Origin of the sequence: Streptomyces sp. NPDC047061 (assembly GCF_040643955.1) — a bacterium.
Taxonomy (GTDB): Bacteria; Actinomycetota; Actinomycetes; order Streptomycetales; family Streptomycetaceae; genus Streptomyces.
Genome location: NZ_JBEYVI010000041.1, coordinates 67823 through 81979, shown reverse-complemented (window position 1 = coordinate 81979; position 14157 = coordinate 67823). Strand labels below are relative to the sequence as shown.

The window sequence follows — 14157 nt, the reverse complement described above, 5'->3', positions numbered from 1 at the left end:
GGTACCGGACCGGCGCACATTGGGCACAATGTGCCCCAAATGAGGCATTTTTTTCGGAATGCCGTTTGTCGAACCGGGGAGATGAACGCGTGAGCGTCGAACCGCCGTCGTCCGGCCGTCCCACAGGACCCCCCTCCGGCCCGCTGTCCGGGCCATCCGGGCCGCCCCCAGGGCCCCCGTCGCAGCCTCCCGGAGGCGGCGGCGGTCAGGGCGGGGAGCCGCACCAGCCGTGGTGGAGGTCGGTGCCCCGGGTCGCCACGCTCACCACCGCCGTGGTGGTGGCCGCGGCCCTGGCCCTGGTCCTCACCCGTTCGGGCGACAGCTCCGGGAAGCGTGGCGAGGTCTTCCTGCAGGCCGCCAACAGCTCCGGCCAGGACCCGTTCACCGAGTCCACCGCCACGAAGACCACCGCCGCGGCGGTGTCCGCGGCTCCTACCGGGTCGGCCGCGTCGGCGGCGCCGGCGAACGAGGTGCGCGGGGTCGACGGCGGAGCGCCCGGCCTCTACAGCGGCACGAAGAACAGCGCCAGCTGCGACGTCGAGCAACAGGTCAGGTACTTCCAGGCCTCGCCCTCCCGCAACAAGGCGTTCGCCTCGCAGGTCGGCGTCCAGCCGTCCGGCGTCCCCGCCTACCTGCGCTCCCTCACGCCCGTACAACTGCGCGCGGACACCCGGGTCACCAACCACGGCTACCGCGACGGCAAGGCGACCGCCTACCAGTCCGTCCTCCAGGCGGGCACCGCGGTCCTGGTCGACGGGCACGGCGTGCCCCGGGTGCGGTGCGCCTGCGGCAACCCGCTGGCCCCGCCGGTCGCGCAGCAGACCACCCCGAGGGCCATCGGCACCGCCTGGTCCGCCTACCGGCCCTCGAACGTGGTCGTCGTCGCGCCCGCCGCGCAGATCGTCAAGGTCTTCGTCGTCTTCGACCACCAGCGCGACGACTGGTTCGGCCGCTACCGGGGCGACCACACCGGGCACGACGACCGCCCGGCCAGGCCCCCGGCCGATCCGAACCCCATGAACCCACCGGCCCACCAAGGCTGTCCGCCCGCGTCCGGGAAGCCCGGGGCACCCGGCACCACACCGTGCCCGCCGCTCTCGTCCGGCCCGTCGACACCGCCCAGCCCGGGGAACGGCTCGAAGCCCCCGCCGTCGAAGTCGCCGGCCTCGAACTCCCCGTCCTCGCAGTCGCCAGGCTCGCAGTCACCGGGCTCGAAGCCGCCCTCGTCCCAGCCGCCGTCCTCGAAGCAGCCGTTCTCGGCGCCGCCCTCGTCGCAGTCCCCGAAGTCCGAGCCGCCCAAGTCCGAGCCCCCGAAGAGCGAGCCCCCGAAGAGCGAGAGCGAGTCCCCGAAGTCCGAGCCGCCGAAGTCCGAGTCACCGAAGAACCAGAACGAGTCCCCCCGCACCGAGTCCCCGAAGAACGAATCGCCTGCGTCGCAGCCTCCGAAGTCGCAGGGGCCGGCCTCCGAGCACCCGTCCTCGGCGCCACCGCAGGCCCCGGCGTCCCCGGCGTCGCCCGGTCCCCAGTCCGCGGTGTCCTCCGCCGCCCCGGCCTCCTCCGCCCAGCAGGCACCGCCCAGCTCGGCGGCTCCCGGGCCGGGCACCCGGTCGGTCGAGACCTCCGTCCCCCCGGCACCCGAGGGCCCCGCCTCACCGGCGCTGTGACCAGCGCGACCTGATGTGTGCGCGTTCGGCGAACACTCGCGGGGACTGTCGGCCCGCACGCGGGGTACGAGCATGGATGCAAAGCGACCGGCCGGGCCGGCCTCCTGGAGAGAACGCATGATCGAACACCTGGGCGGGGCAGTGATACCGACTGGCTTCGACGTACCCGTGGAGCCGCTGCGACGCGCGGCGCACTACACCGGCGAGCCCGGCTGCATCGCCGAGGCGCGGGACTTCGCGGCCCGCTTCCTGGAGCAGCTCAGGACCGAGTGGTGTGCCGCGATCGACCCCCGGGCCGACGGTGAGCTGCTCCTCGTGGTGAGCGAGCTGGTCACCAACGCGGACCGGCACAGCAACGGCCCGTACATCCTCGAACTGGAAGGCACGGACAGCGCGGTCCTGGTCTCCGTGTACGACAGCAGCGTCGCCCTGCCCCGGCGCTTCCCCAGGGACCCGGAGCGGGTCGGCCGGCACGGGCTGGAGATCGTCCATGCCCTGGCCGTGGAGGTGAGTGCCGAACGGGTACCGGTCGGGAAGCGGGTGCGCGCGCTGGTGCGTTTCCCCGGGTGAATCAAGGGGCGGCGGGCTCCGTGCGGGGCACCGCGGGCGCCGCCCCGCACGTCGGTGCGGCGGGGCGGCGCCCGGGATCCAGCCGTCAGGCGCAGCCGAGTTCGCCCAGCATCCCCTGGCGCAGCCGCGTGATGATCCGCTTGATCAGGCGGGAGACATGCATCTGGGAGCAGCCGAGCCGCTCGCCGATCTCCGCCTGCGTGGCCTCCTCCACGAACCGCAGATGGATGATCTCCCGGTCCCGTTCGCTCAGCTCGGCCATGAGCGGGGCCAGCGACTGGAAGTCCTCGACGAGCCGCAGCCCGTCCTCCTCGACACCGATGAAGTCGGCCAGCACCGCCTCGCCGTCCTCCGGGCCGTCCCCGGTCAGCGCGGCGTCCAGGGAGGAGGAGTTGTAGCCGTTGGAGGCCAGCTGGCCCTCGACCACCTCGTCCTCGGACAGGTTCATGAGCGTGGCGAGCTCGGCGACGGTCGGTTCCCGGTCCAGGCGGCTGGAGAGCTCCTCGCGCGCCTTGGCCAGCTCCACACGCAGCTCCTGGAGCCGGCGCGGTACGTGCACCGCCCAGGTGGTGTCACGGAAGAACCGCTTGATCTCGCCCACGATGTACGGCAGCGCGAAGGAGGTGAACTCGACCTCGCGCGACAGCTCGAACCGGTCGATGGCCTTGATCAGGCCGATCATCCCGGTCTGGACGATGTCCTCCATGTCGTCGCCGCGGTTGCGGAACCGTCCGGCCGCGAACCGCACCAGCGACATGTTCATCTCGATGAGCGTGTTGCGGGCGTACTGGTACTCGGGGGTGCCCTCCTCCAGCTCACCGAGCCGCTGGAAGAACTGACGGGACAGCTGGCGTGCGTCGCGCGGGGCGACGGTCCTCGGGTCCTCGATTCCTGGCAGTGCCCCCTCCGGCGTCCACGCTTCGACGGGGTGAGCGGTGTTCACTGCTTCCGACCGGATCCCGGCGGTGTTCATTACCTCTCCCAGGTCACTCATGTTTCGGCGGCTGCCTCTTCGGCCGGTGTCGTCCCGGCCCTGTCCAGGTGTCGCCCAGACCCGGGTACCCGGAGCCGGACGTCCCATGCGTGCCTTGACGCTCGGGTACCCGGGGTGACGCGACGCATGCGTCCTGACTCCGGGCGTGGCCGAAAACAGCCGGTGACGGTCCGTGGGGGAGGGGGCGAGGAGGACGAGGGGCCTACGTTCCGACGCGCACCGCCGTGATCAGCTCGTGCCAGTACCGCTTGGTGACGACGCCGTCGTACCGGGAGTCGATCAGCTCGCGGATGTCCGCGAGCAGCCCGTTCCGGGCGGCCTCCGGGAGCGCACGGTGGTTGGAGTAGGTGAGCAGCAGGTCGATGTACCCGTCGGTGGTGTACGTGATCTCCTGCGGATGGCCGTGCACGGCGACGCCGGTGAAGTGCGGGGAGCCGGTGAACTCGGTCCTGTCGGTCGCGAGATCGGACTCGCGGGTCGGGCGAAAACCCGGCGGGGTGGCCGGATCCCAGCGCTCGTAGCACTCCTGGACCTCGGCGAAGAAGTCCTCGGTGCCACCCGCCACATGGTGGGTGGCGACGACGCCGAGCAGCCCGCCGGGGCGCAGCGCCCGGGCCGCCCTGGGCATCCGGACCGCCGGGTCGAGCCAGTGGAAGGCGGTCGCGCAGACCACCGCGTCGAACGGCTCCGGCGGCAGCTCCCACTGTTCGAAGGCCGCGACCACCACCTCCACCCCGGGGAACTCCGCCAGTTGCCGACGGGCCACGGCGGCCATGTTCGGGCCGATCTCCACGGCGGTGATCGAACAGCCGGAGCCGGCCAGATCGACGGTGAGCTTGCCGGTGCCCGCGGCGATCTCCAGCACCCGGACGCCCGGCCCGGCCCCCGCGACCCGGACCAGTTCCTCGACCAGCGAGGCGGGGTAGCGGGGCCGGGCCCGCTCGTACAGTTCGGCGTCCTGGTCGAAGATGTCCCGCAGCTTCGGTTCTTTCACCCTGAATTCCAGTGCGTCCACGCAGGGCAGCATGCCGATGCCCGTCCTGCGGAGCCAGCGATTAGTTTCCTGGCGGGCGGGGGTCGGTACACATGACCGCGTTCGCCGCTCCCGGGAGGTACCCATGACCACCGACGGATTCACCACGTGTCTCTGGTTCGACGGGCAGGCCGAGGAGGCCGCCCACTACTACGTGTCGATCTTCAAGAACTCCAGCATCGGGAAGGTCGGCCGGTACAACGAGGCCGGGCCGGGGGAGGCGGGATCCGTGCTGGCCGTCGACTTCACGGCCAACGGGCAGAAGTTCGTGGCCATCAACGGCGGCCCGCAGTTCAAGTTCACCGAGGCGATCTCCTTCCAGATCTACTGCGACGGGCAGGAGGAGGTCGACCACTACTGGGCCAAACTCACCGAGAACGGCGGCGAACCCGGTCCCTGCGGCTGGCTCAAGGACCGGTACGGCGTGTCCTGGCAGGTGATCCCGGACGGGCTGATCGAGATGATCGGCGACGCCGACCCGGAGCGGGCCGCGCGCACCACCCGGGCCATGTACAGCATGGGCAAGCTCGACATCGCCGCGCTGCGGAAGGCGTACGCGGGGGAGTGAACCGCACGGGGACGGGGGCGGTGTCCGCGGACACCGCCCCCTCGTGGACCCGCCGCCGGATCAGACCCGGTCGGCCACGATCAGCAGGTACTGGAAGCTGCCGTTCTTGTACGCGGTGAGGAACGCGTCCTCGATCCCCGTCACCAGATGGTCGGCCTGCTTGCGTAGTTCCCAGTACGGGATCGTCGCGGCGGTGAGGTCCTCCACGTGGACCGGCACCAGCCGGTTGGCGGCCATCGCCCGGAAGTACTCCGAGCGCGGGTGGATGTCGCAGATGTAGTGCGCGTTGATCAGGGACACCTCGCGGGACGCCTGCCCGTAGGTGTTGTTGTAGCAGCCGGTGATCGTCACATAGCGGCCGCCGCGGCGCAGCAGCCGGGCGTGCTCGGCGAACAGCAGCTCCAACTCGACGTACATCGTGGACTCGTTGTTCCACGAGGCCGCGTACCCGCCTGTGTCGAAGCCGGTGTCCAGCATGTTCCGGTGGTGGTAGCGGACCTTGTCGCCGACCTCCCGCTTGCGGGCCATCTCGTTGGCGAAGTCGGCCTGCTTGGCGGAGATGGTCACCCCGTCGGAGTGGCAGCCGTAGCGCAGGTTCGCCACGATGCTGCCACCGCCGCGGCCGCAGCCCGCGTCGAAGACCCGGTCGGCCGACGTGAGGGCGCCGAGGTGGGAGGCCAGCAGCTCGGCCTGGGCGTGCTCCAGGCGGTGCAGCTCACCGGTGACGCGCTCCTTGCGCAGCGCCGGGTCGGGCTCGTCGAGCACCGACCAGTCGGCCTCACCGATGCCGTAGTGGTGGTGGTAGAGGTCGTCGATCTTTCCGAGTTCGAGGTTGACCGGGTTCTCCTCGGCGTTCCAGTACTCCGCGACGCTGTTCTGGTACCTGGACTGGGTCGGCACCGGGGCTGACGGGGTGGTCTTCCGAGCGACAGGGGCGGTCGTCAACAGTTGCTCCTCGAAGTGTTTCTGACGGTGTTTCGGTGATCCGGCGTTCCGGATGGCTCGGTGGCTACCAGTAGTCGGGCAGGTGGTAGCGGTTGGTGTTGGTGGCGTGCCATTCGTGGTTGCCGGCGACCCAGGCGGCCAGCCCCTCGGCGTAGCGCGCGACCAGCGGCGAGGTGGCGGCCAGGGCGGCCGACTCCTCCTCGAAGGCCTCCATGATCCGGTTGTGGATGCCGACCGACTTCAGATAGGCCGCCTTCAGCCCGCGCCGGTCGTTGGCGGCCACCACCTGCGGCAGGTTCAGGTGGTCCGGGTCGCTCGCCAGCTCCTTGGTGAAGGAGTACAGGTCGTTCATGACCGTGGTGGCGTTGCAGGCGAGGGCCGTGATCCGCTGGATCTCCGGGCGGGCGTAGAGCTGTTCGGGCAGTTCGTAGCCGTCCACCGCGTCGACGAGCGACAGACACGGGCGGAAGTTGTTGAACTGCCGCATCACCAGGTACTCCCAGACCCGCGGTACGTACCCGGTCTCCATCCAGGCGGCCTCGCCGAGGTAGCCCATGTGCAGCCGGGCCATGTCGTGCACGAACCGGGCCGTCTGGCTGGGCGTGGCGAAGGTCGCGTAGTCCGCGAGGGCGTGGTGGTACGAGCGCAGCGGGCCGTCCGCCTGGATGCCCTCGCGCCACTCCTCCTCCAGCTCCGGGATGCCGTGGTAGGGGTCGAGCGCCGACTGGGCGATGATCAGCGGGCCGCCGAGACCCCGCCGGGACCCGCCCCGACCCTCGTCCTCCTCGCAGTAGCAGGAGTCCACGATGTTCTCGGCGAGCAGCAGCTTCCCGGCGACGGTGAGCCGGTCCAGGTCGAGGCCGCCCGGATGCTGCAGGACGACGGCCCGGCCGAACTGGAAGCCGGCGAAGTCCCCCTTCCAGGCCGCGGGGAACAGGTCCAGCTCGCGGGCCCAGGCCTCGAGGCGGCGGTCGAGCTCGGCGGCCTTCTCCGGGTCGGCGGGCACGGCCGGCCGGTAGTGCAGTCCGGGGACCGCCCCGGTGCGCCGGACCGGGCGCAGCCGCTCCGCGATGTTCGGCGGTCCCGGCAGGGCGTAGGAGGTGGTGGTTGTGCTCATGGATGTGCTCCAGGCCGTCAGTCGGCGGTGCGGCCGAGCTGGACGTTCTCCAGGATCCCGGCCGCGTCGGGGACCAGGACGGCGAGCGAGTAGTAGGCGGTGACCAGGTAGTTGATGACGGCCTGCTCGTTGACGCCCATGAAACGGACGTTCAGGCCGGGCTGGAACTCCTCGGGGATGCCGGTCCGGTAGAGGCCGATGACCCCCTGGTCGGCCTCGCCGGTGCGCAGCGCGATGATGCTGGTGGTGTGGTCGTCGCTGATCGGGATCTTGCTGCACGGGTAGATCGGGACCCCGCGCCAGGCCGGGATCTCGTGCCCGTCGACATGGGTGGACGGGGGCACGAGGCCGCGCCGGTTGCACTGCCGGAAGAAGGCCGCGATCGCCTTGGGGTGGGCCAGGATCACCTTGGTCTTGCGGCGCATGGAGATCAGCTCGTCCATGTCGTCCGGGGTCGGCGGACCGGTGAAGGAACTGATCCGCTGCCCGTAGTCGATGTTGTGCAGGAGCCCGAACTCCCGGTTGTTGACCAGCTCCCACTCCTGGCGCTCGCGGATCTCCTCGACCGTGAGGCGCAGCTGCTGCTGGGTCTGGTCCATCGGGTGGTTGTAGAGGTCGGCGACCCGGGAGTGCACCCGCAGCACGGTCTGGGTGAGCGACAACTCGTATTCGCGCGGCGCGAGGTCATAGTCTACGAAGCCGCCCTGCAGGGTCGGCTCGCCGGTGTGGCCGGCCTGCACCGGCACCTCGGCCTCGCCCTTGCGGTTCATCGGCAGCCGCTGCCGGTCGACATAGGCCTGGAGATGAGCACCGAGCGACGGCACCCGGTCCATGATCTCCTCGGCGACCGTCCAGGGCAGCGCGAGCACCACGCCCGCGGTCTCCGCCCGGACCGAGCTGAGCCAGAGCGGATCGGTCTGGCCGACCGCCTCGTCGCCCATCTGGTCGCCGTCGGTGACAACCCCGACGACCTCCTCCTCGCCGTACTTGCCGGCCGCATACCGGATGAACCGGCCGTGCACCACCAGGTAGGTCTCGGTGACCGGCTGCCCCGCCTCGAACAGCACCTGCCCGGCGCGCACCTCGCGGGGCTGGAACCGGTCGGCGATCTGGGTCAGCGCGTCCGGGTCGTCGTATCCGCGCAGGATCGGCAGTTCGGTGAGGGTTCCCGGGATGACCCGGATGTCGTCCCCGCCGTTGTGCTCGAAACTCACCCGGCCCCGCCCGGTGCGCAGTTGGAGGCGCCGGTTGACCCGGTAGGTGCCGCCCCTCACGTCCACCCACGGCAGCGTCTTCAGCAGCCACCGGGAGGTGATCGCCTGCATCTGCGGTTCGGACTTGGTGGTCGTGGCGAGCTGGCGTGCCGCCCGGGTGCTCAGGCTGGTGAGCTGCCCGTCGGCGGTCGGATCCGGCTCGGGCTCGTCGACGGCGGAGCCGATGACGCTGTCCGGTGTGGACACATTCCCTCCAGCAGAGCGGTGAACGACGGTGACCCGAAGGGTCGGTGGTGTGCGAGGTGGTGGTGCGCACCGACAAGCCAAACAGTCGTGGTGATCTACGGGTACGGCGCGAAAGGGGCGGTTGCATGCCTTAGTTGCGCAAACCTGGAGTTCGGGGTGGAAAGGGTTGCGTTTCCCGATCGTGCGCCGGTCGCCCGCTCTCGTGCCCGCGCCACCCGGGGGTTGAGCTCAGGAAAGGTCGTTCACCAGCACCGCGGCCCCGTCGAAGCGCCCGGCCTTGAGGTCCCGCAGCGCCCGCGGGGCCTCCGACAGCGGGTAGGCGTGGGTGGTCGCGCGCACGCCGTGCCGCTCGGCGAGCGCGAGGAACTCCCGCCCGTCGGCACGGGTGTTGGAGGTGACGCTGCGCAGCTCCCGCTCGTAGAACAGCTCGCGTTCGTAGGTCAGCGGCGGTACGTCGCTGAGGTGGATGCCCGCGACCGCCAGCACCCCGCCCCGGTCCAGGGCGCGCAGCGCCACCGGCACCAGGTCGCCGACCGGCGCGAACAGGATCGCGCTGTCGAGCGGCTCGGGCGGTGCCTCGTAGGCGTCCCGCGCCGAGGCCGCGCCCAGCTCCAGGGCCAGACGCCGCGCCTCGGCACCCCGGGTCAGCACATGCACCCGCGCGCCCTGCGCGAGCGCCACCTGTGCGCACAGGTGGGCGCTGCCGCCGAAGCCGTACAGTCCGAGCCGACCGCCCGGCGGGAGCGAGGCCCGGCGCAGCGCGCGGTAGCCGATGATCCCGGCGCACAGCAGCGGCGCGAGCGCGACGTCGTCGAGGACGCCGGGCAGCCGGTAGGCGAAGGCGGCCGGCACGGTCGTGTACTCCGCGTAACCGCCGTCCGCGTCCCAGCCGGTGTACTCCGAGTGCGGGCACAGGTTCTCGGCGCCCCGCAGGCAGTACGCGCACTCCCCGTCGGTGCGCCGCAGCCAGGCCACCCCCACCCGGTCACCGACCGCGAAGTCCGCCACCTCGGCGCCCGTCCCCGCGACCGTGCCGACCACCTCGTGCCCAGGCGTCACCCCGGCCCGGTGCACCGGCAGATCCCCCTCGGTGACATGCAGATCGGTCCGGCACACCCCGCAGGCCCGCACCCGCACCAGCAGCTCGTCCGCCCCGGGCGCCGGCACCGGCCGCTCGACCAGCCGCAGCGGATCCGCCTCGACCGGCCCGGGCCGCTGCACCGACCACGCCCGCATCACGTCCGCCATACCGCGCCCCGTCCGCCGAAGGCCGCCGACTCCCTTCCCAGTGTCCGCCGGAGTCCGGCGTTCGGCGCGCGGGCGGACCTCCCGGTGACTAGCGTGAGGAACCGGGAGAACCCGCTCGATCGGAAGGGCCGCGGCGATGGCGGTACAACCTGAAGGAACCCCCTGTTGGGCCGACGCGATGTTCGGCGATCTGGAGGGGGCCAAGAGTTTCTACGGCGAGGTCCTCGGCTGGACCTTCGGCGAGTCGTCCTCGGAATACGGCAACTACACCCAGGCCTACGCGAACGGCAAGGCCGTCGCCGCCGTCGTACCGCCCATGCCCGGGCAGGAGGGGCAGTCGCAGTGGTGCCTGTACTTCGCCTCGCCGGACGCGGCTGCCGCCGCCGCGCGGATCCGGGAGAACGGCGGCGAGGTGCTCATGGAGCCTATGCAGGTCGGCGACTTCGGCACGATGTGCCTGGCCCGCGAGCCCAGCGGCGCGGTGTTCGGGATCTGGCAGGGCGGCGTCCACGAGGGCTTCGAGGCCACGGCCGTGCCCGGCGCCTACTGCTGGGCGGAGGTCTTCACCCGCGAGCCCGAGAAGGCCGACCCCTTCTTCGCGGCCGTCTTCCCGTACACGGTCCGGCAGATCGAGGACGACAACGTCGACTTCCGCACGTTCAGCCTCGGTGAGCAGCCGGTCCTCGGCCGGATGCGGATGACCGACGACTTCCCGCCCGAGATTCCCTCGTACGTCAACGTGTACTTCACCGTCGCCGACTGCGACGAGGCCGTCGCCAAGGCGACCAAGCTCGGCGCGGTGCTCCGCTTCGGGCCGATGACCAGCCCCTTCGGCCGGTTCGCGGCGCTCAGCGACCCGCAGGGCGCCAACTTCTCGGTGATCGACGTCACGACCACCGAGGGTGAGATGCCGCCGACCACGGACGTCTGACCTGCGCTGATCCAGGACCACGGCCGGGCACCCCGCCCGGCCGTGGCATGATCGGGGCCATGCGTGAACGAGCGGTGGCCGCGTGCGACGGGGCTTCTAAGGGAAACCCGGGACCGGCGGGCTGGGCCTGGGTGGTGTCCGACGACGCGGCGACTCCGGCCCGCTGGGAGGCCGGACCGCTCGGCAGGGCCACCAACAACGTGGCCGAACTGACCGCCCTGGAACAACTGCTGGCGGCCACCGACCCGGACGTGCCGCTCGAGGTGCGGATGGACTCGCAGTACGCGATGAAGGCCGTCACCAGCTGGCTGCCCGGCTGGAAGCGCAACGGCTGGAAGACCTCCGCGGGCAAGCCGGTCGCCAACCAGGACCTGGTCGTCCGCATCGACGAACTCCTCGACGGCCGCACGGTCGACTTCCGCTACGTCCCCGCCCACCAGGTCGACGGCGACCCGCTGAACGACTTCGCCGACCGCGCGGCCAGCCAGGCGGCCGTGGTCCAGGAGGCCGCGGGCAGCGCCCTCGGCTCCCCCGTACCCCCGCCTTCTGCGACGCCCGCCGCCTCCGCCGGGGCGCCGCGCCGCAAGGCGGCACCCCGCAAGAGCGCGGCGGGCGGCTCCTCGTCCCGCACCCTCAAGGCGAAGTTCCCCGGCCGCTGCCTGTGCGGCCGCTCCTACGCGGCCGGCGAGTCCATCGCCAAGAACGCGCAGGGCTGGGGCCACCCGGAATGCCGCACGGCGGAGGCCTGATGCGGGGGCCCGCTACCGACGCCTGATGCCGCGGCCCGATCAGGCCTCCAGGGTGTCGAACGTGTAGAACTTCGTGTGGTCGAGCAGATCCGCCGGCCGCACGTCGTTCCACGGCTTCATCGTCTCGTCCAGGTCCACCACGTCCGGCGTGCCACCGCCCGGCACATAGGCCGCCTCCGGGTGCCGGCGCTGCCACCGCGCCCACAGCTTGTCGATGAAGGCGTGGTGCAGCCAGAACACCGGGTCGTTGGGGGAGACCCCGGTGGCCATCTGCCCGCCGACCCAGACGTGGACCCGGTTGTGCAGGTTGACCCCGCGCCAGCCCTCCAGGTGGTTCCGGAAGCCGTCCGAGGCGCTGTTCCAGGGCGCCATGTCGTACGTCGCCATGGACAGGACCGAGTCGACCTCGGCCCGGGTCGGCAGCTCGCGCACACTCGTCCCGAGCGACCTGCGCAGATAAGTACGGCCGTCCACACGGACGTTGACCGGCCAGTTCCCGCCGGTGGCGGCGAACGGCCCGTCCGTCACCCGCCCGTCCGAACTGCGCCCGGTACCGCCGAGGAAGTCGGGCGCCCACAGTGTGGCGCGGACGGTCCGGTCGGCGCTCCAGTCCCAGTAGGGGAGCGCGACGGAGGGGTCCACCGACTGGAGGGCCTGCTCGAAGTCGAGCAGGAACCTGCGGTGCCAGGGCAGGAACGACGGCGAACGGTGGCCGGTGCGCTCCGAGTCGTCGGTGTCGGACATGATGAAGGCGTTGTGCGTGCGCACGAAGTCGTCGTAACGCCCGCCGCGCTTCAGCTCGATGACGGCGGCGACGAACCGCCGCTTCTCGTCGGCGGTCAGACTGGCCTGGTTCTTGCGTACGGTCATGTGCGGGAAACTCCTGGTACGGGGCGGTCAGTTGGCGGGGAACGGCAGCAGCGCGGCGCCCTGCAGCTCGTCGACCGCGGCGCGGGCGGCGGCACGCGGGGTGGCGACCGGGTCGTAGTGGCTGACCACGCTTATCCAGCTGCCGTCGGCGTTCCGCATCACGTGCAGTTCGACCCCGTCCACGAGCACCGCGTATCCGGTGCCGTGTCCGTGATGGTGACCGCCGTCCATTCCCTTCATTCCGCCCATGTCGCCCATGCCGGACGGCCGGCCCTGTATCCGGCGGCCCTTGTAGACCTCGTCGAAGGGTTCGAGCGATCCCCCGTGCGAGTGGCCGGCGGCCGAGGCGCCGGATGCGACGAGGGTCTGGACTCCGGCCGCGGCGGCGAGGGCGGCCGCCGCGGTGAGTGCGCGACGGCGGGTGAGTTCGGGCATACGGATGCTCCTGTGACGGGTGCGGGTCATGACCCCGTATGCCTATCCGCCGGTTCCGGAGCGGGAGAAATCGCCCGGATCGGGTTGGCTACGATCAGGACAATTGACTACATGTCATACAAGATTGAACGAAGATGATCTTGTCGTCATGGTGGCCCCGCCCGACCCGGAACGGGGAATTCCTTGCTCGGGCGGGCGGCTTTCCGGTGATCTTTCGCGACGGTCCGCCGTCCGGGTGGCGTGGCTCACGGCGCCAAACTGGCGCGATTCGAAAACCCGGCCGGGCGCCGTCGCGCTGCTACCCTCCGGTGCCAATTGACCACGTTCGGTGAAACCCAGGGGTGTGTGCGTGAAGGTCGTCTGCGTCGGAGGCGGGCCCGCCGGCCTGTATCTCGCGATCCTGCTCAAGCGGCAGAACCCGTCCCACGACATCACCGTCCACGAACGCAACCCGGAGGGCTCCACCTACGGCTGGGGCGTCACCTACTGGCGCGCACTGCTCGACCGGCTGCACGCGTACGACGCGGAGTCGGCGCGGGCCGTCGAGGAGAGCTCGGTGCGCTGGACCCAGGGCGTCGCCCACGTCCGCGACCGGCAGACCCGGCAGCCCGGCGACGCGGGCCACGGCATCGGCCGCCACCGCCTCCTGGAGATCCTCGCCGAACGCGCCCGCGCCCTCGGCGTCCGGCTGGAGTTCGAGGGCGAGATCACCCCCGGGAACCTCCCCGAGGCCGACCTGGTCGTCGCCGCCGACGGCATCCACAGCGCCCTGCGCACCCAGTACGCCGACCACTTCGGCGCCGAGGCCGTCGAGGGCCGCAACCACTACGTGTGGCTCGGCACCACCCGGGTCTTCGACTCCTTCACCTTCGCCTTCGTCGAGACCGAGCACGGCTGGGTCTGGTGCTACGGCTACCCGTACGACGACGGGCACAGCACCTGCGTCATCGAGTGCGCCCCGGACACCCTCACCGGACTCGGCCTCGACGCGACGGACGAGGCCGGCCAACTGGTCCTGCTGGAGAAGCTGTTCGCCGGCATCCTCGACGGCCACCCGCTGACCGGCGGCTCCTCGTCGGCCTGGCCGGCCTTCCGCACTCTCACCAACCGCACCTGGCACCACGGCAACCTCGTCCTGCTCGGTGACGCCGCGCACACCACCCACTACTCCATCGGCGCCGGCACCACCCTCGCCCTCGAAGACGCGATGTGCCTCGCCGACGCACTGCGCGAGCATGCCGCCCTGCCGCAGGCGCTGGCCGCCTACGAACGGCGGCGCAAGGCCGAGATCGTCTCCGCGCAGAGCGCGGCCCGCCTCAGCGCCCAGTGGTACGAGAGCCTGCCCCGCTACATCGGCCTGCCCCCGCACCGCATGTTCGCCCTGCTCGGCCAGCGGCACTCGCCCCTGCTGCCGTACGTCCCGCCGCAGCTCTACTACGGCCTCGACAAGGCGGCCGGAAGGCTGGAGGTGCTGCGCCGCTTCAAGCGGTGGCTCGGGCCGCGGGCGGCGCGCGCCCTGCACGTCCGGTCGTAGGAGCCTTACGGACGCGGGATGTTTGGGTGAAAGGTAATT

Annotated in this window: 13 protein-coding genes and 1 pseudogene; 6 read left to right on the top strand and 8 right to left on the bottom strand. The window is 71.2% G+C overall.

The window, feature by feature from the left end:
• Window positions 1-89: 89 nt before the first annotated feature.
• Window positions 90-1241: pseudogene (locus ABZ887_RS40530) on the top strand (DUF6777 domain-containing protein); the annotation flags it as partial.
• A 540-nt stretch (window positions 1242-1781) separates the two neighbouring features.
• Window positions 1782-2234, top strand: coding sequence for an ATP-binding protein (locus tag ABZ887_RS40525; protein WP_217551993.1), 453 nt, complete (start codon window positions 1782-1784; stop codon window positions 2232-2234).
• Window positions 2235-2319: 85 nt separating this feature from the next.
• On the opposite strand, the gene ABZ887_RS40520 is transcribed toward ABZ887_RS40525, so the two are convergent.
• Window positions 2320-3207, bottom strand: a complete 888-nt coding sequence (locus tag ABZ887_RS40520) for an RNA polymerase sigma factor SigF (protein ID WP_361301644.1) — start codon at window positions 3205-3207, stop codon at window positions 2320-2322.
• A gap of 223 nt (window positions 3208-3430) precedes the next feature.
• A complete protein-coding gene (locus tag ABZ887_RS40515; protein WP_361301641.1) occupies window positions 3431-4255 on the bottom strand; it encodes a class I SAM-dependent methyltransferase in 825 nt (274 codons plus the stop codon).
• A 91-nt stretch (window positions 4256-4346) separates the two neighbouring features.
• Here ABZ887_RS40515 and ABZ887_RS40510 point away from each other — a divergent pair, with 91 nt between their 5' ends.
• Window positions 4347-4829, top strand: a complete 483-nt coding sequence (locus tag ABZ887_RS40510; RefSeq protein WP_361301638.1) for a VOC family protein — start codon at window positions 4347-4349, stop codon at window positions 4827-4829.
• A 60-nt stretch (window positions 4830-4889) separates the two neighbouring features.
• On the opposite strand, the gene ABZ887_RS40505 is transcribed toward ABZ887_RS40510, so the two are convergent.
• From ABZ887_RS40505 to ABZ887_RS40490, 4 genes are all read right to left on the bottom strand, one after another.
• Window positions 4890-5774 (bottom strand): geranyl diphosphate 2-C-methyltransferase, encoded by an 885-nt coding sequence (locus ABZ887_RS40505; protein WP_361301635.1) that lies wholly within the window; start codon window positions 5772-5774, stop codon window positions 4890-4892.
• Window positions 5775-5838: 64 nt separating this feature from the next.
• Window positions 5839-6891, bottom strand: a complete 1053-nt coding sequence (locus tag ABZ887_RS40500) for a family 2 encapsulin nanocompartment cargo protein terpene cyclase (protein ID WP_361301632.1) — start codon at window positions 6889-6891, stop codon at window positions 5839-5841.
• 17 nt (window positions 6892-6908) lie between these two features.
• A complete protein-coding gene (locus ABZ887_RS40495) occupies window positions 6909-8351 on the bottom strand; it encodes a family 2B encapsulin nanocompartment shell protein (protein ID WP_361301629.1) in 1443 nt (480 codons plus the stop codon).
• A gap of 228 nt (window positions 8352-8579) precedes the next feature.
• Window positions 8580-9587 carry a zinc-binding alcohol dehydrogenase family protein gene (locus tag ABZ887_RS40490; protein ID WP_361301711.1) on the bottom strand — a complete coding sequence of 336 codons (1008 nt, stop codon included), beginning with the start codon at window positions 9585-9587 and terminating at the stop codon, window positions 8580-8582.
• 148 nt (window positions 9588-9735) lie between these two features.
• Between ABZ887_RS40490 and ABZ887_RS40485 the strand changes: the two genes are divergently transcribed.
• Together ABZ887_RS40485 and ABZ887_RS40480 are read left to right on the top strand one after the other, a co-directional pair.
• A complete protein-coding gene (locus ABZ887_RS40485; RefSeq protein ID WP_361301626.1) occupies window positions 9736-10530 on the top strand; it encodes a VOC family protein in 795 nt (264 codons plus the stop codon).
• A gap of 47 nt (window positions 10531-10577) precedes the next feature.
• Window positions 10578-11279 carry a ribonuclease H gene (locus ABZ887_RS40480; protein ID WP_361301624.1) on the top strand — a complete coding sequence of 234 codons (702 nt, stop codon included), beginning with the start codon at window positions 10578-10580 and terminating at the stop codon, window positions 11277-11279.
• Window positions 11280-11318: 39 nt separating this feature from the next.
• Here ABZ887_RS40480 and ABZ887_RS40475 read toward each other — a convergent pair whose 3' ends face one another.
• Together ABZ887_RS40475 and ABZ887_RS40470 are read right to left on the bottom strand one after the other, a co-directional pair.
• Complete coding sequence (locus ABZ887_RS40475) at window positions 11319-12149, bottom strand: tyrosinase family protein (RefSeq protein WP_361301621.1); 831 nt, start codon at window positions 12147-12149, stop codon at window positions 11319-11321.
• A gap of 27 nt (window positions 12150-12176) precedes the next feature.
• Complete coding sequence (locus ABZ887_RS40470) at window positions 12177-12584, bottom strand: tyrosinase cofactor (RefSeq protein ID WP_361301618.1); 408 nt, start codon at window positions 12582-12584, stop codon at window positions 12177-12179.
• A 343-nt stretch (window positions 12585-12927) separates the two neighbouring features.
• Between ABZ887_RS40470 and ABZ887_RS40465 the strand changes: the two genes are divergently transcribed.
• Entirely contained in the window at window positions 12928-14118 is a 1191-nt protein-coding gene (locus ABZ887_RS40465; RefSeq protein ID WP_361301708.1) for an FAD-dependent monooxygenase, read from the top strand.
• Window positions 14119-14157: the final 39 nt, after the last annotated feature.